This window comes from Ferrimonas gelatinilytica, assembly GCF_039544205.1.
In the GTDB taxonomy this organism is placed as follows: domain Bacteria; phylum Pseudomonadota; class Gammaproteobacteria; order Enterobacterales; family Shewanellaceae; genus Ferrimonas; species Ferrimonas gelatinilytica.
The window spans coordinates 21,581-46,970 of record NZ_BAABLF010000030.1 but is presented as its reverse complement, the minus strand read 5'-3'; the positions used below and the strand labels follow the sequence as shown (position 1 = coordinate 46,970).

Genomic DNA, 25,390 nt, shown 5'->3' with positions numbered 1-25,390 from the left:
AGCGATTCGCCCGGCACCCCGCCGCCACATCAAATTATTTGGTCAACCCCTTATGAAAATCACCAAACTGGAACTCATCTACCTGGCCGGACTCTCCATGCTCGGTTTCGTCGCCACTGACATGTATCTGCCGGTGTTCAAGGAGATGGAAACCTTCTACCAAACAGGGCCTGAGTCCATCGCTCTCTCCCTGTCGATCTTCCTGGCGGGTCTCGCCGGAGGCCAGCTGCTGTGGGGGATGGCCTCGGATCGTTTTGGACGTCGCAACACCCTGGTAGCGGGGCTGTTGCTCTTTACCCTCGCCTCCCTCGGTCTGGCCCTGAGCAGCACCGTCTGGCAGCTGCTTAGTCTGCGCTTTTTGCAGGCGCTGGGGGTCTGTGCGCCGGCGGTGATCTGGCAGGCGATGGTGATCGATCGCTATCCCGGCGAGAAAGGACAGCAGATCTTTGCCACCATCATGCCACTGGTGGCGCTCTCCCCCGCCCTGGCGCCTCAACTGGGCGTTGGCCTGTCGATGGTGATGAGCTGGAAGAGCATCTTCGTAGTGCTGACCCTGGTGGGTCTGGCACTGGCACTGCTGACCCTGCGTCAACCCAACACCATCCCGGTCAGAAGCTCGCGCTCCGTTCGCGGCGACATCGCCGCCCTGCTCGGCAGCCGGGTCTTCATGGGCAATGTCACCATCTTCGGTGCGGCCTCCGCCGCCTTCTTCGCCTACCTCACCGGGATGCCGGAGATCATGGTCAGCATGGGCTACGACGCCAAGGCGATCGGCCTCTCCTTCGTGCCCCAGACCATCGCCTTTATGACCGGCGGTTACCTGGGCAAGAAGTGGGTGGCTCGCCGTGGTGACACGCCGGTGCTGCACGCCCTGCTGACGCTGTTCAGCGTCACCAGCCTGGTGCTGCTGGTGGCCTCCCAGTTGCCGCTGCAGACCATCTGGGCACTGCTGATCCCCTTCTGCTTCCTGGCCGTGGCCAACGGGGCGCTCTACCCCATCGTGGTGAACCGGGCACTCTCCAGCGCCCCCGAGTGCGCCGCTACCGCCGCGGGACTGCAAAACAGCTTACAGATCGCCATCAGCTTTGGTGCCAGTGCCATCGTTGCGACCTTCGCCAGCCACGCCCTGGCCGTCACTGGCTGGGTGATCGCCGCCGCCGCCCTGATGGTTCTAGCCGGCTATGCCCTCTCCCGCCGTGGCCAGCGTCTTGCAACACTGGCTGACAGCGTAGCCTGATCCCGAGTCGGGCCTGCTGGCTCGATCCCAACCCAAGGCGCGTCCCAAATTGGGAGCGCGCCTTTGCCGTTACCCCTCCCTGAATCGCTGTTTGTCCCCCCTTCCTCCCGCTTTTTGATCCATAGCGTCATAGAACTCAAAGAGTTCTTCGACCCAACACCCTCCTCCGACTTTGATTCGGCGGCATAACCCCCTATGTTGGACAAAACATCGTCGAACCCCGTCAGGTTCCGATCCACCCCATCAAGTATGCTGACCCGTCGTGGAATGCTCAGGTGGCGAGGGCGAACTTTCAGGGGCGACAGCAGCAGGAGCCGGCAGGAATGAAAGTATCGAAACGGGAAGGCGAGACACTGGATAAGGCGATCGCCCAATGGCGTAACCAGGGGGTGATCTCGGAGCCGCTGAGCCAGCAGTTGAAAGCCTCCTACCAGGTCACGACCATGGACTGGGAGCGGGTTGCCAAATACGCATTCTGGCTGGCGATCGCCTGTATCGTCACCGCACTCTTCTCCCTGTTGGCGGATCGCTGGCTGATGTCGCTGTTCACGAAACTGTTCGAGGCGCCGGATTCCGTCAAGTGCCTCCTGTTCGCCCTGCTCTCATCCATCCTTTACTTCATCGGTCTTAAGCGACGACGTCGACAGCCGGAGAAGCGCTTCAGTAACGAGGCGATACTCTTCCTGGGGGTCGCCACTACCGCCATCGCCATCGGTTTTTTCGGCAGAGCGATCGACACCGGGTCCGACCACTTCTCTCTGTTGCTGCTCATCTCGGCCCTGGTTTACGGACTGCTGGGGCTGGTTTTTCCCTCCAAGCTGGTCTGGATCTTCTCCCTGATGTGCCTGGGCAGCTGGTTCGGGGCAGAAACCGGTTACCTTTCAGGCTGGGGCGCCTACTACCTGGGGATGAACTACCCGCTTCGCTTCGTCCTCTTTGGCCTGGTTCTGGTGTTTGGCGGCACTTACCTCTTCAGACGCATCGAAAAACGGCAAGATTTCATCCGGCCAACCCGGGCGGTCGGGCTGCTCTACCTCTTTATCGCACTCTGGATCCTGTCGATATTTGGCAACTACGGGAGCCTGGAGCGTTGGGAGGGCGTTGAGCAGTCCGAGCTTTTGCACTGGTCATTGCTGTTCGCCGTCGCGGCCATCGGGGCCCTCGTTCACGGGGTCAAGCAGGACGATGCGATGACCCGGGGCTTTGGCATTACCTTCCTGTTCATCAACCTCTACACCCGCTTTTTCGAATACTTCTGGGACAGCACCCACAAGGCGATCTTCTTCGCCATCCTGGCACTGAGCTTCTGGTTCCTCGGCAGCCGGGCCGAGAAGATCTGGCGGCTCACCACATCGCCCTCCCGTGACGACGCCCACTGAACGGGGGGCTCCTCAGGCTGGCGCCCGTCCGTCGCGATGCAGACTGCCTAATGCGGATGAACTAAGCTTTTTTGCTAAGTACAGAACAAGTACAAAACGTGGAGGTTCTGATGCGTTGCTTTTTCCTCATCACCTTGCTTCTTGTTACGGGGTTTCACACTTTAGAGAGCGCCCACGCCCAGTCAACAGAGTCTGCCACGGCGCAAGCGGCGAACCCCGAGGCCCACGGCGCCCCCGGCTGTCAGAGCAACAGTGACTGTCCCCTCGGCCAGGTTTGCGAAGGTGAGGGCTGCCCAGGAGATGGAAGCCATGGCCAGTGCGTCGATCCCAACCGGCCCTGCACCATGGACGTCGCGACCTACTGTGGCTGCAACGGCAAAGAGTTTTACGGCAGCGGCAGCTGCCCCAACGCCCGTTATGTACGTAAGGGGCAATGCCTCGAGAGCGGCTTGCCGGAGGTGCTCTCCCGACGCGCTCCTTAGCCATAAACGGCTGGGGAGGCTCGCACGAAAAAACGCCGTGGCCAAAGCCACGGCGTTTTGCTGTCATTCAGAGTCTTTCGCCAACTCAGTCGTTCAACTCTACCGTCATATCGGCGGTCACGGTGCTGGAGCAGGCCAGGAAAATCCCCTGGTCAATCTCCGCTTCCGTGAGCCCCAGGGTGGAGCTACTGCGGATCTTACTCTTCTCGCCCTGGCACTTGCAGCTGCCACAGACCCCCGCCCGACAGGCAGCGAAAATAGGGATCCCGCCGGCTTCCAGGCTTTCCAGCACAGTTTGACCCGGAAGGATAGGCAACTCGACGCCATCAACGCTGAGGGTGTGCCCGCCGCCAGCGGCCTCTTCCGAATGCACCGGAGCATGAAACGCCTCGCAGTGCACCCGTAATGCCCCCTGCTCGCTGGCCAACTGCTTCGCGGTCACCATGTAGCTCTCGGGGCCACAGATCATCACGCTGCGCTGCGCTACATCCGGGACAAAACGTGCCAGATTATCGCTGTCCAGCCGCACCCCTTCGCCGCTGAGCAACCAGTGCAGACGGAAATTGCGGTGATGTTTCGCCAGGTGTTCCAGCTCGCTGGCGAAGATCTTGTCCGCTTCACCGCGGACACTAAAAAGGAGGCAGATGTCGGCGTCCGGCTGACGCTGAAGCCGATCCCGGAGCATAGAAAACAGCGGCGTGACTCCACAACCGGCGCCCAGCAGCAGCCAGGGTTGATCCCCTGCCAGCTCGCTGTTGAATTCGCCGGCGGGCGGCAGTGCTTGGAGGGACTGCCCCATCTTGAGGTTATCCAGCAGGAAGTTGGAGACTCGCCCCCCCTCGACCCGCTTGATGGTTAATTGAACCCGGGCATCGGAGGGGATAGAGCTGATGCTGTAGGCACGCACCGAAGTACGATCTTCGATGGGCACCTGCAAAGAGAGAAACTGGCCCGGGATAAACGCCAGGGGACGATCCGCCAGGAAGGTAAAGCGGCTAACATCCGCCGTTTGCGACTCAACGCCGACACAGGTCAGTTGCATTATTCGCTCCCGTTCATCAAATAGGGTGGCCGGTACACACGAGGAGTGTGTGCACCGGCCTTGCAGGGAAAAGGAAAGGGTTAGCCGTTGAGGATGGCGTTCATATCCTGCTCAACCGTGGTGATCAGTTGCAGGCCGAACTTCTCATTCAGGGCCGCCACCAGGTTATCGGTCAGGAACGCCGGAACCGTTGGGCCGACACGGATATCTTTAATGCCCAGCGCAAGCAGGGTCAGCAGGATGGCGATCGCCTTCTGCTCGAACCAGGAGAGCACCAGGGAGAGCGGCAGGTCGTTGACACCACACTCAAACGCCTCGGCCAGGGCCAGGGCGAGCTGGATGGCGGAGTAGGCATCGTTGCACTGGCCAACATCCAGGAAGCGCGGCACGCCATTGATGTCACCGAACTCCAGGTCGTTGAACTTGAACTTGCCACAGGCCAGGGTGAGGATCAGGGTATCTTTGGGCGCCTGGGCGGCAAACTGGGTGAAGTAGTTACGCTCCACCTTGTCCCCATCGCAGCCACCCACCAGGAAGAAGTGGCGGATATTGCCCGCTTTCACCTGCTCGATCACCGCCGGTGCCGCCGCCATCAGGGCGTTGCGGGCAAAACCGGTGGTGGTGTAGTGCGGGATCTCATCATACTTGAACCCCTCGCACGCCTGTGCCTTGGCGATCACCTCGGAGAAGTCGTCGCCCTCCAGGTGGGTCACGCCGGGCCAGCCCACAATGGAGCGGGTAAAGAGACGGTCGCCGTAACCTTCGATGCCCGCCGGGTTGGGATCGATCAGGCAGTTAGAGGTCATCACGATGGCGCCAGGGAAGTTGGAAAACTCCTTCTGCTGGTGCTGCCAGGCGGTGCCGTAGTTGCCGACCAGGTGAGGGTACTTGTGCCCCAACTCAGGGTAGGCATGGGCAGGCAGCATCTCACCGTGGGTGTAAACGTTGATGCCGGTACCCTGGGTCTGCTCCAGAATATCCTGCAGATCGATAAGATCATGGCCGGAAACCAGGATCGCCTTGCCCGCGACCGGCTTGAGGTTCACCTTCACCGGCTCGGGATGGCCAAAGTGCGCAGTCTCACCCCGGTCCAGCAGCTCCATCACACCGTAGTTAAGCAGGCCGATCGCCATGCTCAGCTCCAGCAGTTCGTTCATGTCGCTCGGGTCTTCACCCAGGCGCGCCATAATGCGGTGCAGTTCAGCGTAGAGTTTCTCGTCGCTTTGACCCAGCACGCGTGCGTGCTCGAGATAGGCCGCCACCCCTTTGAGGCCATAGAGGCAGAGCAGTCGCAGGCCCACGATATCCTCTCCCACCTCGGCCAGGCCGCGATTTACCATCGCATCCGGTGCCACTGCCAGCATGGCAGCGCGGTCCGCAGAGAGGGTGAAGCTGGCGGCGCCGATCGGCTCCAGCGGCGTCACACCAGCGTTGGCACAGGCGTCCAGGTAGGCAGCTTTCATGCGGTTGCGCAGCGCCAGAGCACGCTCGGTATAGGCCACCAGACGATCGGCGTCGAAGTTGACGTTGGTCAGGGTGGAGAAGAACGCCTGCGGGAGATAGGTGTCCACTTCACTGTCGACGATGCCATGTTGACGAGCCAGGTGCGCGTAAGCGCTGACGCCCTGCAGCAGGTAGACCAGGACGTCCTGGAGATCGGAGATCTCGGCGCTTTTACCACACATCCCCATGCTGTAGGCACAGCCCTTGGCGACGGGGGTTTGGATGGTTTGCTCACACTGAACACAAAACATGGCGTAACTCCGTAAAGATGCTTTTAAGATGCACGTTATGGGGTGCACTATACCTTTGCAGGGATTTACGAACATGCATTTTGTTGGCCTGTTTTATGGTTTTCTGATCTGGATCACTAAATGTTCACTTCAGAAAAAGTGCTTATCCGCCAGTCATCTCACAAGAGTGAGATAGCGGACGTGCGCGACGAACGTGCCAGCAGGCAGGTTCAGCAGTGTTAGACGAAAAAAGCAAAAAAAAGCCCCCGACACCAGGGCGTCGGGGGCTTTTCAGTCAGAGAGGTCACCTAAGGCGACGCTTCTCTCAGTGGCGGACTTTGGCCTTGGCGGCGCGGTCCAGCAGGGAGAGAATGCTCTTGTAGGGGATCCCGGAGTGAGTGGTCAGACCCACTTCACAGGTGGCAGAGACGGAGTAACCGCTGGTGCAGCCTTTCTCCTTGGTCTCCTCCTTGAGGTGACGCAGGGCGTGGGCGTTCAGCTCGGGGTAGTTCATGCCCCGGTTACCGGCCATACCACAGCAACCCACCTTCTCCGGCACCACCACTTCGCGGGCACACAGCTTGGCCAGGCCAACCAGGTCATCCACGATACCCATCTTGCGACAGGTACAGGTCGGGTGAACGGCGATCTTCTCCTCCACCGGAGTGATCTCGAGGCGCTCCACCAGGAACTTCATGGCAAACTCTTCCGGCCCCAGCAGGTTCAGACGCTTGTCACAGGCGCGACGCATCCGCTCCAGACAGGCGGTGGTTTCCACCAGGATCGGGTACTCACCGTTGTTGGACACCTGCAGCAGCCAGGCGGAGAGCTCGTCAGACTTGCGATCCGCCTGTTCATCGTGACCGTAGGACTCCCACGGCTGACCACAGCACAGCCCCTTGGGCTTGTGGCCGCTGACCATCTCCAGGCCCGCTTTCTCAAACAGGGTCTTGATGGTTTCCGGGATGGAGCGCTGATCCGGGTTCTTCGGCGAAGTGCCCATCATCCGGTTCAGACAGGCGGGGAAGTACACCGCTTTCACATCACCGACGGTTTTCAGCTCAGGCAGCGCCTTACCGCGCTTGGGCATCCCTTCGCTCCACTGGGGAACCGGCAGGCCGGTCTTGCGCAGACCCTTGGTGATGCCACCGATGGCACCATCGCCGATCACGGCACGGGCCACGTCTGCGGCACCCAAGGCGAAACGGGCCACCCCTTCCAGCTGACCAAACTTGTCCGCGGAGAAGTTGGCGATCTTGATATCCCCCTCGGTGGCCAGCTCAGCACGCTTGACCTTGACGAACTTACCGGTGTCGATCCCCATCGGGCAACCGCCCTTACAGAGGCCGTCTGCGGCACAGGTATCCAAGGCAAAATAGGGGTACTGCTTCTTCAGCTCCGCCAGGATCTCCGGCTCTTTACCGGTGGTTTCCAGGGTCTTGATCACCCGGGCAACGGCGGTGCGTTGACGGGGGGACAGGGTCAGACCGTGGGCCACACAGTGCTGCTCACAGAAACCACACTCGATGCACTTGTCGACGATGTCGTGGATGGTCGGCAGCGGCTTGAAGCCCTGGGCGTGACAGTTGGGGTCGTTGTTGATGATCACCCCAGGGTTCAGGATCCCGGCGGGGTCCATCACCTGCTTGGTGCGGGCCATCAGGGCGTAGATGTCGCTGCCCCACTCCTTCTCAACGAAGGAGGCCATACCGAAGCCGGTGCCGTGTTCCGCTTTCAGGGAGCCGTCGTACTTCACTGCCACCAGTTCAACCAGCTCCTGCATGAAGTGGTCGAAGCGGGCGATCTCCTCTTCGGTGCTGAAGTCCTGGGAGAAGATCACGTGGTAGTTGCCTTCCAGCGCGTGGCCGTAGATCACCGCGTCGTTATAGCCGTGCTTGAAGGAGAGCTCCTGCAGATCCAGGGTCGCCTGGGGCAGCACCTCGATGGGGAAGGCCACGTCTTCGATCACGCAAGAGGTGCCTGCCGGGCGCATGGAACCGGCCAGCGGGAATACCGCCTTACGGATCGCCCAGAAGTTGGCGATCTCCGCCGCATTCTGAGAGAACTCGGCCGGCTTGTAGAGGCCATGCTTGGCCATGATGCCGGTCATCTTGGCGATGTTGGCATCGATCTCGGCCTGGCTCATGCCGAAGGTTTCGAACAGCACTGCGGTGACGTCGCTGTGGATCTCGTTCAGGAAGTCCGGGGTCTCGTACTTGGACGCGGCCACGGCTTTCAGGGCGAAGTTATCCAGCAGCTCTGCCGCGTTGGTCTCGTCGAAGGCGTCACGACGCAGCTCTACGATCGCTTCACAGGCGCCCTTGAGGGAGTCGAAGTAGATCATCGCAGAGGCGGAGTGGGTCGCCTTGACGGCGCTCTTCATGGTCACTTCGGACAGGAAGCCCAGGGTACCCTCGGAGCCAACCATCAGGTGCAGCAGGATATCGAAGGGATCGCTGTAATCCACGAAGGAGTTCATGCCGTAGCCGGTCACGTTCTTGATGGAGTACTTACGCTTGATGCGCGCCACCATGGCTTCGTCCGCCATGATGGTATCGCGGATCTCCGCCAGACCTTCGAGGATCTCAGGGTGCTTGAGTTTGAACGCTTCGCGGCTCTGCTCACAGCCGGTATCCACCACGGTACCGTCCGCCAGAACGATGCGGGCGGACTCGATCATCCGGTAGCTGTTCTGGTGGGTACCACAGTTCATGCCGGACGCGTTGTTGGCCACGATGCCGCCGACCATCGCGGAGGCGATGGTGGCCGGATCGGGACCAAACTTAAAGCCCAGGGGAGCCAGGATCTGGTTCACCTTGGCACCGACGATGCCCGGTTGCAGGCGGATCTTGGCGCCCTCTTCCAGCACTTCGTAATCCTGCCAGGTACGGCCGGCGACCATCAGAACAGAGTCAGACAGTGCCTGGCCACACAGGGCAGTACCCGCCGCACGGAAGGTCACCGGGGTCTTAGCCTGGTGGCACATGGACAGGGCTTCGGCCACTTCGCTCTCGCTGTTCGGATGAACCACGATCTGCGGGCGCTTCTGGTAAAAGGAGGCATCGGTACCCCAGGCTACGCGACGCAGTGGATCGGTGTAGACACGATCATCATGCATCAGTTGACCCAGGCGCGAGGCCAGTTCAGTTAAGTTAGTTTGCAACATACTCACACCAATACGGAGAAAAACAAACAAAAGCGCCGGACCAAGAGATCCGGCAGCTGAAGGGAGATCTAGGGGGTTACATGCCACCCCAGAGGAAGGCGATGGTGCCTGCGACAAAGGCGTAGCCCAGTGCCACCGGCAGGGTCTTGCGGATAATCTCGGACTCACGGCCAGCCATGCCAACCACGGTCGCCGCCGCTACCACGTTCATCACACACATCATGTTACCGGCGTTGGCACCGATGCCCTGCAGGGCCAGGACCAGCGCGTGGTTCATGCCGATGTTGTCCGCAACGCCGTACTGCAGGCCGGAGAACATCATGTTGGAGAAGGTGGCGGAACCGGACAGGAAGGCACCGAAGATACCGACAACCGGCGCCATCCAGGCCCAAACGGCACCCATGGAGTGGGCCAGCAGTTCAGCCAACTGTTCCGGCATGGAGTGCAGACCAGAGGTGTTGGTGCCGGAGTTCAGGAAGATCTTCACCATGGGAACGGAAGCGCCCAGGGAGATGATGGTCGGAACCATGGACTTGCAGGAGGTGGTCACACTCAGCTTGAAGGCGGCCGGCTTCATCTTGAAGATGAAGTAACCCAGGATACACACGGCCACGAAGAAGGCGCCCGGGGCATACAGGGTCTGGAAGCCCGCTTTCAGGTTGGTACCCATCAGTTCGCTCCAGCCGATGTTAAAGCTCAGCAGGAAGGACTTGAGCGGCGCAACGGTACGGGAGAGTACCAGCAGCAGGGCCATCACCAGGTAGGGAGTCCAGGCGGCCAGCTGAGAGATCTCAGTCTTGGTTACGGCGGCACCGACAGGCTGCGGCTGGGCAGCCGGGGCGGCTGTGGCATCGGCTTTGTCGTTCTCGGCAAAGTCATTCCACGGCTGGCTCGGCAGCAGGAAGCCTTTCTTGGCGGCCGGGATAACGATGGCCATACCGATCAGGGCGCCAATAACGGACGGGAACTCAGGACCGGCGATGAAGTTGATCATCCAGGCCGGAATGGTAAATGCGAAGCCAGCAAACAGGGCAAACTTCCAGATCGCCAGACCTTCTTTGAAGGACTTATTGCGGCCGAAGAAGCCAGTCAGGATGGCCACCATCACCAGCGGAACCAGGGAGCCAGTCACCAGGTCGATGGTGATCATGTGCATCGCTACGAACTGGGCGTAGTCGGCGAAAGTACCGCCGTGCTCAGCGATCTGGGCAGCAGCCATAGAGACACCGCCCTGCATCAGGCCCTGTTCCATACCGAACAGAACCGGCAGACCGATGGCACCGAAAGATACGGAGGTAGAGTCGGCGATCAGGGCTACAACGGCAGCAGCGATCGGCGGCACGCCCAGCAGCACCAGCAGCGGTGCACCGATAGCAGCCGGGGTACCGAAGCCGGCAGAACCTTCAATAAAGGAACCGAACAGCCAGCAGATGATGATCACCTGAACCCGAGCATCCGCACTGATGTTGGTGAAGCCCGCGCGAATGGTGTCCATTGCGCCGGAGTTCTTCAGGGTATTCAGCAGGAAGATCGCGCCGAAGATGATGGAAAGCGGGGTCAGAGCTGACAGGAAGCCTTCCACAACGGAAGCCATCAGCATGGTGCTATCCATCTTCCAGACGAAGAAGGCGACCAGGCCGGTCAGTACGGCAGAGATGGGCATGGCGCGGGACGCCGGCATGCGCATCAGGACCAGAAACACCAGTACGGAGATGACGGGTGTCAAGGTGGCTAGAGTTTGGATCAAAGTCACGGTTATCGCCTCATAATATGCGAACGAACAAGTAATATAGGGGGCCCAATTTATATCGTTATGGCTTACGCCTCTGGGCTCCCCCGCTCAACGTTTTCCCCACTGAAAACCGCAGTTTTCAGAGACGGCGTACGTCGAGCTTTGACGGCGACTATTTTTTCGAATCAAGCGGTTCCAAACTGTGATCCGCCTCAATGTCGTCGCCCTGTATCTTTATTACCGCTCGAAGTGGTGCTGAGTCTCACAAATAAAGAAAAAAGTGTGCACCAGGACTCACGCAGGCCGCCTTTAGTGAAGCTAGTTCAGTTCCACAATCCAATCTAGCGCGCCAATCGACAAAAACGACAAAGCACTGTTTTTTCTAAACAAAACAGAATGGCTTAAATTTCAGCTGCGAACAGAAATGCACACTTTGCCATCAAATCCTGAGTGATTTATCTCCTTTCGCCACTGAAAACCGCCAATCCACCTCCAAATCGCACGAAATTTGACCGGAACAAGACCTGGACCCGTTGAGCGCATTCAGGGCGGGACAAGTTGTCCATGCCGGACAACTTGTCCCCCATCGCCGCCGTGACTTTCACCTATCCTTTCGAAACTGTATTTTTCTTTCAACTTTAGGCCGGCTCTATCCACGATCCCGATGACACACGTGAACGTGATCACGTTTCATCTGCCCGGCTCAATTTGAATGCGTGCCGTACATCATCGATTAAGTCTATTTGAGCAGGGGAAACGACTCGGGCGGCCCTGAATACCCGTTCCGTCGTGCGCCTGCACCCGCTCATTGCGCAACCCGGCCCGGGCACCCGAGATCGGTGCGCTCATTTCAGCAAGCAGAGTAAAGATTCAATAGCGAGGAGACAGTCTGAGCCCCCGCTTATGGGTCCTGGGACAGTCGGGTTTCAATTTCCGGCTATGGGAGTCGTTGGGGCACAGCCCTTCGCACCGTCCTGCTTCAATGTTCAGTCCGTTGTAGGGTTACAGCGGGGTGGTTAAAGCGGAGTGTGGCGCCGCCATGCACGTTGGGACGCTAGCTGAATACTCAGCGGTACCAGGATGGTTGGGCTCCAGGAGTCGCCCGAGAGGGAAGGAAAGCCTGGGTTTCGCGGCAAGCACCGCTTGCTCGCTGAACTGGCGTCACCTGGTTCTTCAGTGCCCCCCGTTAGCGAAGCCTGTGCAGAGGGTAACGCCCTGGCGCAGATTGCTGTGCCGTTGAGAGCCAAAAAACAAAAAAAAGTGCCCCCGGATGGGGGCACTTTTTCACGGCATAGATTCAAGCCAAAGCTCAGTCGATGAGGAACACCGTCATGGAGCTGGCACCGTGAGCACCGATCACCAGGGCCTGCTCGATATCGGCAGTCTTGGAGGGGCCGGCGATGAAGGCCGCATGGTGACCAGGCGCCAGGTCCAGCTTGGGCACGGCCTGGTGCATGGTCGGGTAGAGGGTGTCCGCTTTCACCACCGCCGCCAGATGCTCGGTGATGTAGGGCGCCACCCGGTGGCCGGTGTCGCAATCCTTGATCAGGACCGCACCGTTCTCGGCAACCGCCAGCTGGCCATGGACTAGGGTGTGATCCACATCTTTCAGATCGTGGCGCTGCGCGTCCAGTTCACGGTTACCCTTGAGCCCCTCAACCAGGCTCAGCACCTGCTGACCCTCGGCAACGCGCTCATCCAGGTACTGCTGGATCTCGGCAAGACCCTTAACCCGAACCAGGGTACCACCCACCTTGTTGAGGGAGGCTTCGAACTGACCGGGCAGGTCCTCCAGGTTGGGCTCGACGTCGATAACCGGCATGGCAGCCGCCGGCAGGGTCACTCGGCCCAGGGCCTCTAAAATGGCGTTACGGCTGGACATCATTTCTCCTCCCGATTTTTGCGGAACCAGCTTTCGAAGGAACCCGTTTTCGGGGCCTTGGGCAACTCGCGGTGCTCGGTCCAGGCGCCACCGAACGGCTTCATCACGGCATCCGGCAGGATCCGCATTGCACCGCGGGCCACGCTCATGGAGCCGTTGAGCATCATCTCACTGCCCATCAGGCGCCCCACCAACGGCATATAGCGACGTTTGCCATAGGGCAGTTTGCCCTCTTTGGCATGCACCTTGCGCCAGTGGTGGATGATCTGATCCAGCGGAACCTTGGTCGGACACACCTTGGTGCAGGAACCGCACAGGGTGCAGGCCCACGCCATGGAGTGGGTCTCATCGTCACCGGCGGATACGGCGATACCGATGGGGCCTGGGATCAGGGCGTTGTAGCTAAAGCCACTGGAGCGGCGGTACACCGGGCAGGTGTTGAGACAGCCACCGCAGCGGATGCACTTGTACGCCTCCGCCAACAGCTCGTCCTGGAACAGCTTGGTGCGGCCGTTGTCCACCATCACCACGTGCATCTCACCACCGGCCTTGGGGCCCTTGTAGATGGTGTTGTAGGTGGTGCTGGGCTGGCCGGTAGCGTTACGGGCCAGAGTGCGGCTCAGTACACCGACGGCATCCAGGTTGGGAACGATCTTGTCGATCCCCATGGAGTGGATCTGCAGCCCGGGCAGGTTGGCACCCATGTCGGCGTTGCCTTCGTTAGTACAGACCACCACGGCGCCTTCGCTGGCCACCGCCATGTTCACCCCGGTCAGGCCTGCATCGGCGGTGAGGAAGTGCTCACGCAGGTGATAGCGCGCCTGTTTGGTCAGGTAGGTGGGGCAGGATGCCCCCTTCTCGGAACCGATCTTCTCGTGGAACAGCTCGCCGACCTCCTCCTTCTTCAGGTGGATCGCCGGTACCACGATGTGGCTGGGCGGCTCCTGGCGCAGCTGGATGATCCGCTCACCGAGGTCGGTGTCGATCACCTCGATGCCACGCTCCTCAAGGTAAGGGTTCAGGTGGCACTCTTCGGTCAGCATCGACTTGGATTTGACCAGTTTCTTCACCTGGTGCTTGGCCAGCAGACCGTGGATGATCTCGTTGTGCTCTTTGCCATCTTTGGCCCAGTGCACTACGATGCCGTTCTTCTGGCAGTTCGCCTCGAACTCCTGCAGGTAGTTCGCCAGGTTGGAGAGGGTGTGCAGCTTGATCTCGGAGCCCAGCTGTTTCAGCCGCTCCCACTCATCGCCGCCCACGCTCTCGGCCGCCAGGTCACGTTTATGACGCAACGCCCACAGCGCCTTGTCATGCCAGTTCACCCGGGCTTCATCTTTATTGAATTTCTCCGCCGCGCTGGCGTGGCTTTCAATTTCGCCAATCAGTGCCATGTCCAGTTCTCCTTACAGGGCCATGTTGATCACTTCGGCGATGTGCAGGGTTTGCACATCGTGCTTCTGACGGCGGATCACCCCGTCAAGGTGCATCAGGCAGGAGGGATCGAAACCGACCACGTAGCGCGCACCGGTATCGGCGTGGGCCTGGGCCTTGTCTTTGCCCATCTTGCCGGACACCGCCCCTTCATCCATGACGAAGGTGCCACCGAAGCCGCAGCATTCATCCCGACGCTCCGGGTAGCAGATCTCGATACCCTCGATGTGAGACAGCAGAGCTTCCACCTTGTTGTAACTCTGCCCCTTGGTTTCGGAGGGGGTGGCCAGGTCCAGCATGCGGATACCGTGACAGGACATCTGCAGGCTGATCTTGTGATTGAATGGCTTATTAAAGCGCTCCAGACCGTGGATATCGTGCAGGAACTCAGTCAGCTCCTTAAGCTTGCCGATGACGGCTGTCGCCTCGGGGCTGCAGTCAAACTCGTGGAAGTTCTCTTTGGCCGCCACCAGGCAGGAAGCCGCGGGGCAAACGATGTAGTCGCACTCCACCCCTTTGAATGCATTAAGCAGTTTCAGGGTGGTTTTCTTGGCGTCTTCATAGCAGCCGGAGTTGGTCATCGGCTGTCCACAGCAGGTCTGGCCTTTCGGCAGAATCACCTCGTGACCCAGTTTTTCGAGTAGTTCTACGGTGGCGATGCCAACGTGGGGGGTCATCTGGTTGACCAGACAGGGGATAAACAGGGCAATTTTCATCAAATGCTCCAACATTTCAGATTCGCCCGGAAGAGTGCCACCTCTCATCGGCGAGTAAAATGCGCAATGTCACACTTCTCATCAGTTCGATGTGCCACCACGGGCCTTATGGGCAAGATATGTGACCACCGCCACACTTCGTCACAAGAGTTCGCAGTCGTTCTCATGCCGTCAAACAGGGCACGCGGCAAAGCCAGGCGGGGCTGAGAGCCTCGGCGGGAAGCGCAGGGGCGGTGGCATCCATACGCCGGGAAGCAGGGTGAAGAAAGCAGAGTGGGAAAACAGGAGATAAAGGGGAAAGAACGGGAAAGCCGGGAGCCTTAGGTCCCGGCCTAGAAGCCCGGGTTCAGGCCAGGCCAGGTTCCTCCAGATCCGTCACCACGTTGAGTTCGCTGACATCATCCAGGAAGGTATCAATCTGCGCCTGGGCCTCGTCGGCACCGCTGCGCTCGAAGTAGGCCAAGTGGAACAGTGCATCCCCCTCATTGGCCAGAGGCAAGGTCTGGTGGCCGATGACGATCCCCTCCTTGGGCGCCAGGATCTCGCACTCACTGTGTCCCAGGGGGGCGCAGATCCTGGCCAGAGCCTGGCCCTTGCGGACCCGATCTCCCAACTGCACCAGGCTGCGGAAGGTGCCGTTCTGTTCCGCCCGCACCCAGGAGGTGCTCTGGGCGATCACCACCGCCGATGGCTTACGCGCTCGGGCACGCAGCATTTTCAGATCGCGCATCACACGAAGACAGCCCTTGACCGCCAGGTTGATCGCCGCAGGGTCGAAACGCAGTGCTTCTCCTCCTTCGTAGGTGAGCACCGGGATCCCCGCCTTTTCCGCCTCGGCGCGCAAGGAGCCATCCCGGGTTGCGGCGTTGATCACCACGGGCACATCGAACGCCGTCGCCATCTCCGCGCTGATGGGATTGTTCAGGTTAACCCTGAGCTGCGGCAAGTTGGTGCGGTGTACCGCCCCCGTGTGCAGATCAATGATATGGCTGCAGTGGCGAACGACCCCCTCGAAAAACTGATGTGCCAGGCGCGCGGCGATGGACCCCTTCTCCGAGCCGGGAAAGCTGCGGTTGAGATCCCGACGGTCCGGTAAGTAACGGCTCTTGTGAATGAAACCAAACACGTTCACCACCGGGACGGCCACCAGAGTCCCCCGCAACTTAAGTGGGTCCACCAGCGCCAGCAGCTGACGTACCGCCTCCACCCCGTTAAGCTCATCACCGTGGATAGCAGCGGCCACCAGCAAAACCGGACCGGCGTAGCGGCCATTAACCACCTCGACAGGAATGCTCAGGGCCGCATGGGTATAGAGCTGGGCCACCTCCAGGTCGAGGGTCCGCCGCTCTCCGACGGGCACCTCCGTCCCCGCCATGGTGAACGTTTGATTCCTCTTAACCTTTGCCACGGGTTTGGGTCCTCTGCGGCTTGGCGTTCTTCTCGATGTAGTCGATGATCATCCCGGCCACATCCTTGCCGGTCGCCGCTTCGATCCCCTCCAGGCCCGGTGAGGAGTTCACCTCCATCACCAGGGGGCCACGGCTTGAGCGCAACAGGTCCACCCCGGCCACCCGCAGCCCCATGATCTTGGCGGCGGTGACGGCGGTGCGCCGCTCCTCGGGGGTGATCCGCACCAGCGAGGCGCTGCCACCACGGTGCAGGTTGGAGCGAAACTCCCCCTCCGCCCCCTGGCGCTTCATCGACGCGATCACTTTGTCGCCGATCACGAAGCATCGGATGTCGGCGCCACCGGCTTCCTTGATGTACTCCTGCACCATGATGTTGGCCTTAAGGCCGAGGAACGCCTCGATCACGCTCTCCGCCGCCTTGCGGGTCTCCGCCAGCACCACACCGATCCCCTGGGTGCCCTCAAGCAGTTTGATCACCACAGGGGCACCGCCGACCATATCCAGAAGATCCTTGATGTCATCAGGCTTACTGGCGAAACCGGTCACCGGCATGCCGATTTTCTTGCGCGACAGCAACTGCATGGAGCGCAGCTTGTCGCGGGATCGGGTGATCGCCACTGACTCGTTGCACGGAAACACCCCCATCATCTCGAACTGGCGCAGTACAGCACAACCGTAGAAGGTCACCGAGGCGCCGATCCGCGGGATCACCGCATCAAGATCGTCCAAACTCTCCCCCTTGGAGTGCATCGAGGGCTGGTCGGAGTTGATGTTCATGTAGCAGCGCAGCGCATCGATCACCAACGGCTCATGACCCCGGGCCTCGCACGCTTCGATCAGCCGGCGGGTGGAGTAGAGTGAGCGATTACGCGATAAAATTCCGATCTTCATTTAGGGCTCCAGGTTCAAAAGGAAGGAGGCATCGGAGTCGATCAGCAGACGGCCTTTCATCGCCGTGCGCCCGATCAGCATCCGAAATTTCATGGTGTCGCGGTTGGTCACGGTCATCTCGATGGGCCAGCGTTGACCGGCCATCACCAGTTCGGTCTGGATCACCGGCCGCCATTCGACATGACCGCCGGAGTCGGTCACCTTACGCTGCTCCAGCAGGGGGGCCTCGCAAACCACCACGGTGTCCAGGTCGTTTTGATGGGGGTGGACCTTGAAACGCAGCCAGCGGACGCCGTCTCGCTCCACCTCCTCGGTCTCGAAGGCGTGCAAACAGGAGGTTCTGGCTCCGCTGTCGAGTTTGGCCTTGATGCGGGGGATCCCCAGCTGCGGCAGGCCGACCCACTCGCGCCAGCCTGCCCGTTGCAATGTCTTGCTCTTCACACTCTCCATACGCCCTCCTCTGGCGACGGTGATGTAATTTTTTAGACGGTGATTGCCAGCATAGGTCAATACACCGAATCACCGGGCTTCGAGCTCTGGCCCGAGTTCCTGACGCCCAGTGTCGCGCGCCGGGTTTCTAAACCCTAAATAACTGCTCCGTATTGTGCTTCACCCCGCCGGCCTTGGCGATGACTTGGCGCGGTGGGCGCACGACACTTCCAGGAACCAGGGTCTAGGACCTCGCTCCTAAGAGCAAGAGCCAAGCCAGAGGCTTCTGGGCTGATACAAACGTGGAGCATATTTAGGATCGGCTACTCAGTAACCTGGATTCAAAGCAGCAGCCAGCTGCCCAGGCCCAGGAAGGTCATGAAACCCACCACATCCGTTACCGTGGTGAGGATCACCGAGCCAGAGAGAGCGGGGTCGATCTTAGCCCGCTCCAGCATCACCGGGATCAGCACCCCGGCAAAAGCCGCCACCGTGATGTTGATGGCGATCGCCGTGGCCATTACCACGCCGGTGGTGATATCGCCAAACCAGATCCCCGCCACCGCACCGATCACTAGCGACCAGATCCCGCCGTTGAGCAAACCGACACCGATCTCCTTGCGCAGCATCGGCACCAGGTTGCCACGGTTGATCTGACCCATCGCCAGGCCGCGGATCACCAGGGTCAGCGATTGGCTGCCGGCGATACCCCCCATGGAGGCGACGATGGGCATCAGCACCGCCAGCGCCACCACCTGCACCAAAGTGGCCTCGAACTGGCCAATCACCCAGGAAGCCAGCAAAGCCGTGAGGAGGTTGATCCCAAGCCATACCGCCCGACGCCGGGCACTGCGCAGCACCGGCGAGAAGAGATCCATCTCCTCATCCAGACCGGCGGTGGCCATCAGCCGTGCTTCGTACTGCTCCCGGGTCAGCTCCAGGGCCAGTTTGAGGCTAATCCGCCCGAGCAGGCGACCCTCGGCATCCACCACCGGCAGCGCCGCGAACCCACTGTGCTCGACGGTATCGCTGGCCTCACTAAGGGTGCTCTGGGCCTGAATCGGCGACAGCGGCTGCAGGCTCAGATCCCGCAAGCGCTGATCCGGTGTCGCCGCCAACAGTTGCTGCAACGAGACCGTCCCTTCATAGAGGCCCTGGCGACTCACCAGGTATGCGTGTTCACTGAAAGCGTGGGGGCTACGGCGCAGCAATCGCAGCGCCTCCCCCACCCTTGCGTTGGCGGGTACCAGCACCACGTCGTGATTAAGGTAGCGACCGATGCTCTCCTCACTGTACTGGCTGGCCTGCTCATACCACTGCCGCTGGCGGGTATTCATCCGCGACAGGGCATCATCCACCACGGCATCGGGCAGATCGTCCGCCAGCTCAATGAGCGACTCGGCGTCCATCTCCCGCAGCAAGGTTTCCTGCTCCTCCGGGGAGAGGGCCCGCAAAATGACGCCACGGGCCTCGGCCCGCATCGCCACCAGGACCGCAAGGCGCTCCTCGTCGGCCACCTGGTGCCAGCGCTCGATACGCTCGCTGATCGGCAGTGATTCCAGCAACAGCGCGATCTCGCCGGGCTCCACCCACTCGATCGCCTGCTCGAACAACTCCGTCTGGTCTGACTCCTCGGCCAAGGTCAGGCGCTGTGCCAGATCCCGCACCTCCTCCCGACCCGCTTCGGTCCGCTCCTTCGGCTCCATCCTACTGCTCCCAAATATTGATGACGACGGCCCAGACCGTTGGAACCACGGCCTCGCTCGATGAAACCGGATAACTCAGTGCCAAGCGCTGGATGCTGGTTCCTGGTTCCTGGTTCCTAGGATCTAGTGCCTAGTTCCTGGTTCCTGGTTCCTAGTGCCTAGTGCCTAGTGCCTAGATCTAGGGTCTAGGGTCTAGGGTCTAGGGTCTAGGGTCTAGGGTCTAGGATCTCGTGCCCAGGAACTCGGATCCAGGAACCCGATCCTCAGTGATCGAGGTTCGGTTCCCTCGGCTCCCGCCAGCCCGTTGCCCGGGCTTCAGGATGCCATGTTATCTCACTGTTATACAAACGGATAACCCTATCTGACAGCAAGGCAGCGAGCGTTAACGCATCGAACGCACCAGGTAGGGCAGGATCCCCTCCAGCGTTTCGGGCACTGCCAGTTTCACCAGCGCTGAACCCGGCGTGAGCCAGCCCCGCTGCACCAGTTCATCCAGCAGATCGAGGTAATCGATGCCGGTCTTACCCAGCAGGAGGTTGTCCAGGGGCCGGGTCTCACTGAGCCGCAGCATCGTCAGGAAACCACTGAGGTAGAGGTGATCCTTGGTAAATCCACCCCCTCGGAACACCCGGGCCGTAATGTTAAAGGCATCGTTTTCGCCCAGTCCATGCTGCTCACGCAGACAGCCGTAGGTTTGACCAAAACTCTCACCCCGTACCATGGCGTCCACGGCGATCACCCGGGCGGCCAGTTGCTTAAGCCGCGTCAGGCTCATCCCGCCGCTGGTGAACTCCGACAGGATCGCGATCCCCTCCTGGGTAAAGGTGTTACCTGGCAGCCCCAGCCGTAGCAATTTGAGCGGTTGCCGGCGGGCATTGAGGGTGGTCGCCACGTGTACCCCCAGCTCATGCTGAGCCAGGTTGGCCAGCTCCGAGGGCGCGAAGCGGGCGTGACGGTTCAGCAGCAGCTTGGGGCTGTCGCCGACCACCATCGCCCGGGCCGCCAATTGGCTGCTGAGGCTAATCTTGCAAGGCAGTCCCCAGGACTCGGCCTGTGCCGTCAAGCGCTCACAGGCTTGCTGCGCATCCAGGGAGGGTTCCGTTTCCTCGTCCAACTCCGCCGCATGGAGCAGAAACGCGGCGTTGGCCAGGTCAGTTTTGGAGGGCTGCCCATGATGGCGCAACGAGTTGTAAAGGAACGCCTCGCTGCCCACGGAGGTGAGCAGGTCCAGTCCCATCGCGACATCCTCCACTGAAGCGGCATAGAGCTGCTTTATGTCAGGGTCATCGATCTTCTCCAGCGGAAGCCGGTAGAGCTTCCCCCTCAAACTGGTGGGGTCCAGTGGCAGTTGCCGATAGCGGAAACTGGGCTGGTAGCGGTGAGGCGCCGCCAGGAACCGCTTGCGCTCGCTTTGCAGGTTGAGCGGGTTGACGTAGGTCAGCGGGTCCAGACCACGGGCCAGGCGGTAGAGCTTGTCATCCACGGCCAGCAGCTCCGGATCCAGCACAGTGCTGAGCATGTCCGCCTCCCGGGCCTTGCGGTGCCGGTTGTACTTGCGCTCGAAAAAGGCACTGGTGGCGCTGAAGGCGTGCTTCATCCCCTGCTTAAGGGCATCCACCACCAGCGGATACACTTCGCCACTGTGCTCATCCATGTAGATCTTCTTGATCTCCGTGGGCAGCACCAGGGTGCGGTCGAAGTGGGCGTTGGTGTGGGCGATCAGGTAACCGCGACCGGCGAACACCGCGTCCTTTTCCGCCTGCACCTCCAGATTGGGCAGGGTTACAGTGGAGAGCTCTTTGCAAAAGCGATCCACGACCGCGCCCCAGCGCTCCTTGTCGATCTGCTCGGTGCCGACGTTGAACACCGGGGTCTGTCGCTCGATCCGCTGGTAGTTGTAGGAATGGATATCGAACACCAGCACGTTGCGGAACAGCGATTCCAGCTTGCCGATCAGCGCCTCGTAGAGCCGGTAGAACTCGCTGTGGCGGCGATGGCTGACACTGCGCTGGCGCGCGGTCAGGGGTTTTTGCCATACCCGCACCCCCCAGGCCGACTTGTAGTAGGTCGACAGAGTCATGGAACGGTTCAGGTCGTACTCGAAGCGGGAGTCACCGCCGATCAGGGTGATCGGCTGTGATGCGATCACCGCATCGGTAAAAGGGTCTTCCTCGAAGTAGCGTTGCTCCCGGCTCAGCAGGCAGTTGGGTTGCAGCTCCGGACGAAGCCGGTGGCCGGCGTGGATCGCCGTGCTCATCACCGGCAGGTAGTCATCAATCTTCAGGAAAAAGCTGCCATCGCCCACATGCGCGGCGAAAGTCTCGCCGCGTTGGATCTTGGCGATCGCCTCATCAACACTACAGTTGAGCATCTTCGATCGCCCGGCGGAAGGTGGTCTTACGCTGTGCCAGTCGCTCCTTGGACTGCACGATATCTTCGGCGAAATCAATCACCTGACGCTGCAACCTCACGCGGTTGAGCTTGTTGATTCGGGCGATGCCACCTGGGCTGAGGACGTTGACCTCCACCAGCTTGTTGCCGATCACATCCAGGCCGGTGAAGTAGAGGCCATCGCGCACCAGCTTAGGTCCGATGGCGGCGCACAGGCGGCGCTCCTCACGAGTGATGTTGTGCTTCACCACGGTACCGCCAGCATGGACATTGGAACGGATGTCTCCCTTAGCGGGGATCCGATGCATGGCGCCGATAGGCTCACCATTGAGCATCAGGATCCGCTTGTCCCCCTGCTCGGCACCTTCGATGTAGTCCTGGAGGATGACGTAGTTGCTGTTGCCGCCGTGGCCGATGTAGAAATCCAGCAGGGAGCTGAAGTTCTGCTTGGCGTTGCGCTCGATCACGATCACCCCGTGGCCGCCATAGCCGTTGAGCGGCTTCAGAATCATCTTCTCCTGGTCGCTCTCCTCCAGTACCTTCTGCAGGTACTCCTTGTTCTTGGAGACGTGGGTAGCGGGGATGAACTCGCTGGCCGCGCCGCCCATGCTGGCGGTATAGAGCTTGTTGTTGGCCAGGCGCAGACCCTCCAGATCGTTGATGATCAGGGTGTCGCCCTTGACGGAGTCGAGGAAGTTCAGCGCCAGGGAGTCCAGCGGCGGATTGGAGCGCATGAAGATGCAGTCGAAGCCTGCCATCGGCAGCAGCGCCTTGCGGAACTGAACCTGGCTGTAGAAAGTCGGCACTTTCTCATTGATGCGCTGGCCCCGGGTAATCACCTGGCAGAAGCCAAACACGTTGCTGTCCCGGATGGTCAGCCCGCTGGGGGTGGCGATGGCCACGGTATGGCCACGCAGGGCGCACTCGTGCACCAACCGAAGGGTGCTGTCGTGCTCCGGGTCAACGTGCTCCCAGGGGTACATCATAAAACAGATACGCATGATCTTTGTCACTCATCAAAACAGGCCGGGCGCCGCCAGGGGGCGTCGCAGAGCGCTTCGCGCACAGGGCCAGAACAGGAAAAAGAGCCCCGGCAGCAGACGGGCTGAGGCGCCATAATTGTGGGCAAGACGCCCGGAGCGCGCTTTATAAAGCAGCATCCGGGCAAAGAAAAACCATTAGTTTTTGTCGAAACGACAATTGCGACTTATGATTCCGCCGATGACTCCATTTTTCGAGTAACCTCATGGACGTAAAAGTCTTTCGAACCTTCCTGGCGGTGGCCCGTCAACGCCATTTTGGCAAGGCAGCGGCGGATCTCTACATCACTCAGGCGGCGGTCAGCGCCCGCATCAAGCAGCTGGAGAGCTTCTTCGATACCCAGCTATTCGTGCGAGATCGCAACGCCATCAAGCTCACCTCCGCCGGTGAGCGCCTCATCGGCTACGCCGAGGTGATGGTGGAGACCCTGGCTCAGGCCAAGCTGGAACTGGCCCTGGAGGGCAACAAGTCAATCCAACTCTCCATCGCCGGTACCCCCAACATCTGGGATGCCTATCTGCAGCACTGCCTGAGCCTTATCACCGATGCTTTCGAAGGGTTCGGCTTCAGCGCTCAATCCCTTGGCCGGGAGCAGATCAACGCCGCCCTGTTGGACCGGACCCTGGACCTGGGGCTGTTGTTTGACCCCATGAAATCGGACGACCTGGTCTGCAAGGTGGTGGCGCAGCTGGAGCTGGTGCTGGTGGCCACCGAGCCCGCCACCACCGAGCAGGCCCTTTCTGCCAAATACGTCTATGTCGATTGGGGCACCCGCTTCGCCTCGGAGCATGCGGTGCGCCATCCGCGGCTTCCCCCGCCCCTGCTGCGCACCTCCACCGCTCGCATCGCCCTGGACTTCATCCTGGAGAAAGGTGGCGCCGCCTACCTGCCCCTCTCCCTCGCCCAGCCCCTGCTGGATTCAGGACAGCTGTTCGCCGTGGCGGACAATGAGCTGTGGCAGCGACCGGTCTACCTCAGCTACCGCAAAGGCACCTCCTCGTTGGGCACCATCGAGCGGATAGAGCGGCTGATCAGCCAAACCGATCCCGCTTCTGCCTTCACCCTGCAGCAGCTGGGCCACTGAATCCTTCGACGTACGCCTTCGAGTGGCGGCGCCAATAGAAACAAAAAACGGGGCTTCAAGCAGATGCTTGAAGCCCCGTTTCTCTATCCCTAGCTCCTAGGATTTAGTTCCTGATTTCTGGTTCCTGGTTCCTGGTTCCTGGTTCCTGGTTCCTGGTTCCTAGGATCTAGTTCCTGGTTCCTGGTTCCTAGGATCTAGTTCCTAGGATCTAGGATCTAGGATCTAGGATCTAGAATTTAGGAATTCACTCGCTACTCAATCCAGTCCCGCCGGCGGCTCCATCACCGCAGACTCTGTCCCGGCGGCAGCCTGCACCAGCATGTAGATGCTGGTCGCGGAGAAGACGATCCCCAGGTAGAGCGGCAGTTGGGTCAGGGATCCCGTGCTCCATTGGGCCAACAGTGGTCCCACCACAGAACCCAGGCTATAACAGAGCAACATCAACTCGGTGATGGAGACGATGCGGCTGTTGGCCTGACCTTGGCACGCCTGGGCGATCGCCACCGGGTAGAGGGCAAAGGCTGCGGCCCCCACCAGCACCAGCGCCATCCCGATCCCCACCACCGACTCCGCCAGCAGCAGCACCAGGATCCCCAGCATCCCCATCAGGTTGAACAGCGCCAGCAGCAACGTCCGGCTATAGCGAGCAGAGAGCGCTCCGGCAATGGGTTGAACCCCCATGCCGCCGACAATCAGCAGCGCCATCATCGGGCCGCTCTGCCCCGCCAGTTCCGGGCGTTGAATCAGGTAAAGCGGTAGCAGGCCGTATAGCGGGCCTAACAGCAAGCCGGAGACCCAGCAACCCAGCACCGCAGGGCGGCTCAGCCGTTTGACCGCACGCAGGCCAAGACGGTGATGCACCTGCAACCGGGGTGCACCACGACGCACCAGCAAGGGGGGTAACAGGGCCAGCACCAACAGCAGCCCCACCAGAGCAAAAGGCAGGCTACCGGCGACGCCCACCGGGGTGATCAGGATCTGCCCCAGGGCGTTACCGCCATAGAGGGCGGTCATGTAGAGTGCGAGGCGGCGGGCGCGCTGACGCTCGTCGTCCACCAGCAGTAGCCAGGACTCCACCACCACGAAGATGCCGGCGGTGGCCGCCCCCGCCACCAGGCGGGCCCCCAGCCAGAGCGCTGCCGAACTCCACAACGACATCGCCACCACGGTCATCGCCAGCAGGGACAAAAAAGCCACCAGGGCACGGCGATGGCCAAGCACACGCACCACGGGTTCGATCCGCATCGCACCAAGCAGCAACCCGGCATAGAAGGCACTGGCCAGCCACGCCGCCAGTTCCGCCGACAGTCCGCGCCCCGACAGTGACAGGGGAAGCAGGCTCATCAGGAAGCCCGCCGCGATGGCGAACAGGAAAAGCCCGAGGACAGGCACAATAAGGCGGTCTCGGGGGACGGGAACGGCGGCGTGTTGCAACGGCGGAGACTCCAATAAGGGCCGAAAAACAGGGACTCGATAGGGTGAGTCAAGCAGTAAACGCGCGCAGTCTGGAGCCAGATGACAGACAGGTAAAACGAATAATCGTTATGGTGAAGATCAGCCTTTTCGTTTGTTTGCCGACGCCCTGTGATCCCGCTCCCTTCCCATCAGGATTCCGCTCTGTACACTGTGCCCACTTGCC

18 protein-coding genes are annotated in these 25,390 nt (G+C 60.6%); 4 read left to right on the top strand and 14 right to left on the bottom strand.

The window, feature by feature from the left end; translation table 11 throughout:
- Window positions 1-52 precede the first annotated feature (52 nt).
- From punC to ABD997_RS14595, 3 genes are all read left to right on the top strand, one after another.
- The gene (gene punC / locus ABD997_RS14605) at window positions 53-1,237 is read left to right on the top strand and encodes a purine nucleoside transporter PunC (protein ID WP_345317856.1); all 1,185 of its coding nucleotides are present in this window, start codon (window positions 53-55) and stop codon (window positions 1,235-1,237) included.
- 323 nt (window positions 1,238-1,560) lie between these two features.
- On the top strand, window positions 1,561-2,616 hold the full coding sequence (locus ABD997_RS14600; RefSeq protein WP_345317855.1) for a DUF2157 domain-containing protein: 1,056 nt from the start codon (window positions 1,561-1,563) through the stop codon (window positions 2,614-2,616).
- 110 nt (window positions 2,617-2,726) lie between these two features.
- Window positions 2,727-3,098 carry a hypothetical protein gene (locus ABD997_RS14595; protein ID WP_345317854.1) on the top strand — a complete coding sequence of 124 codons (372 nt, stop codon included), beginning with the start codon at window positions 2,727-2,729 and terminating at the stop codon, window positions 3,096-3,098.
- 85 nt (window positions 3,099-3,183) lie between these two features.
- Here ABD997_RS14595 and ABD997_RS14590 read toward each other — a convergent pair whose 3' ends face one another.
- From ABD997_RS14590 to gshB, 13 genes are all read right to left on the bottom strand, one after another.
- Window positions 3,184-4,140, bottom strand: coding sequence for a flavin reductase family protein (locus tag ABD997_RS14590; RefSeq protein WP_345317853.1), 957 nt, complete (start codon window positions 4,138-4,140; stop codon window positions 3,184-3,186).
- A gap of 80 nt (window positions 4,141-4,220) precedes the next feature.
- Window positions 4,221-5,894, bottom strand: a complete 1,674-nt coding sequence (gene hcp, locus ABD997_RS14585) for a hydroxylamine reductase (RefSeq protein WP_345317852.1) — start codon at window positions 5,892-5,894, stop codon at window positions 4,221-4,223.
- 304 nt (window positions 5,895-6,198) lie between these two features.
- The gene (locus tag ABD997_RS14580; protein ID WP_345317851.1) at window positions 6,199-9,039 is read right to left on the bottom strand and encodes an FAD-binding and (Fe-S)-binding domain-containing protein; all 2,841 of its coding nucleotides are present in this window, start codon (window positions 9,037-9,039) and stop codon (window positions 6,199-6,201) included.
- Window positions 9,040-9,115: 76 nt separating this feature from the next.
- Window positions 9,116-10,792 carry an L-lactate permease gene (locus ABD997_RS14575; protein ID WP_345317850.1) on the bottom strand — a complete coding sequence of 559 codons (1,677 nt, stop codon included), beginning with the start codon at window positions 10,790-10,792 and terminating at the stop codon, window positions 9,116-9,118.
- Window positions 10,793-12,080: 1,288 nt separating this feature from the next.
- Entirely contained in the window at window positions 12,081-12,656 is a 576-nt protein-coding gene (locus ABD997_RS14570; protein WP_345317849.1) for a LutC/YkgG family protein, read from the bottom strand.
- Window positions 12,653-14,044 (bottom strand): lactate utilization protein B, encoded by a 1,392-nt coding sequence (locus tag ABD997_RS14565; RefSeq protein WP_345317848.1) that lies wholly within the window; start codon window positions 14,042-14,044, stop codon window positions 12,653-12,655. Before ABD997_RS14565 ends, ABD997_RS14570 begins: the two co-directional genes overlap by 4 nt.
- A 12-nt stretch (window positions 14,045-14,056) precedes the next feature.
- A complete protein-coding gene (locus tag ABD997_RS14560) occupies window positions 14,057-14,800 on the bottom strand; it encodes a (Fe-S)-binding protein (RefSeq protein WP_345317847.1) in 744 nt (247 codons plus the stop codon).
- A 346-nt stretch (window positions 14,801-15,146) separates the two neighbouring features.
- Window positions 15,147-16,208 (bottom strand): succinylglutamate desuccinylase/aspartoacylase family protein, encoded by a 1,062-nt coding sequence (locus ABD997_RS14555; protein WP_345317846.1) that lies wholly within the window; start codon window positions 16,206-16,208, stop codon window positions 15,147-15,149.
- Window positions 16,195-17,100 carry a 30S ribosomal protein S6--L-glutamate ligase gene (gene rimK / locus ABD997_RS14550; protein WP_345317845.1) on the bottom strand — a complete coding sequence of 302 codons (906 nt, stop codon included), beginning with the start codon at window positions 17,098-17,100 and terminating at the stop codon, window positions 16,195-16,197. The genes ABD997_RS14555 and rimK overlap by 14 nt, the downstream gene beginning before the upstream one ends.
- On the bottom strand, window positions 17,101-17,550 hold the full coding sequence (locus ABD997_RS14545; protein WP_345317844.1) for an ATP-dependent zinc protease family protein: 450 nt from the start codon (window positions 17,548-17,550) through the stop codon (window positions 17,101-17,103).
- A gap of 320 nt (window positions 17,551-17,870) precedes the next feature.
- Complete coding sequence (mgtE, locus tag ABD997_RS14540) at window positions 17,871-19,235, bottom strand: magnesium transporter (protein ID WP_345317843.1); 1,365 nt, start codon at window positions 19,233-19,235, stop codon at window positions 17,871-17,873.
- A gap of 382 nt (window positions 19,236-19,617) precedes the next feature.
- Complete coding sequence (locus ABD997_RS14535; protein ID WP_345317842.1) at window positions 19,618-21,606, bottom strand: flavohemoglobin expression-modulating QEGLA motif protein; 1,989 nt, start codon at window positions 21,604-21,606, stop codon at window positions 19,618-19,620.
- Complete coding sequence (gshB, locus tag ABD997_RS14530; RefSeq protein WP_345317841.1) at window positions 21,593-22,627, bottom strand: glutathione synthase; 1,035 nt, start codon at window positions 22,625-22,627, stop codon at window positions 21,593-21,595. Before gshB ends, ABD997_RS14535 begins: the two co-directional genes overlap by 14 nt.
- 245 nt (window positions 22,628-22,872) lie before the next feature.
- Here gshB and ABD997_RS14525 point away from each other — a divergent pair, with 245 nt between their 5' ends.
- Complete coding sequence (locus tag ABD997_RS14525) at window positions 22,873-23,751, top strand: LysR family transcriptional regulator (protein ID WP_345317840.1); 879 nt, start codon at window positions 22,873-22,875, stop codon at window positions 23,749-23,751.
- Window positions 23,752-24,006: 255 nt separating this feature from the next.
- Here ABD997_RS14525 and ABD997_RS14520 read toward each other — a convergent pair whose 3' ends face one another.
- Window positions 24,007-25,185, bottom strand: coding sequence for an MFS transporter (locus ABD997_RS14520; RefSeq protein WP_345317839.1), 1,179 nt, complete (start codon window positions 25,183-25,185; stop codon window positions 24,007-24,009).
- Window positions 25,186-25,390: the final 205 nt, after the last annotated feature.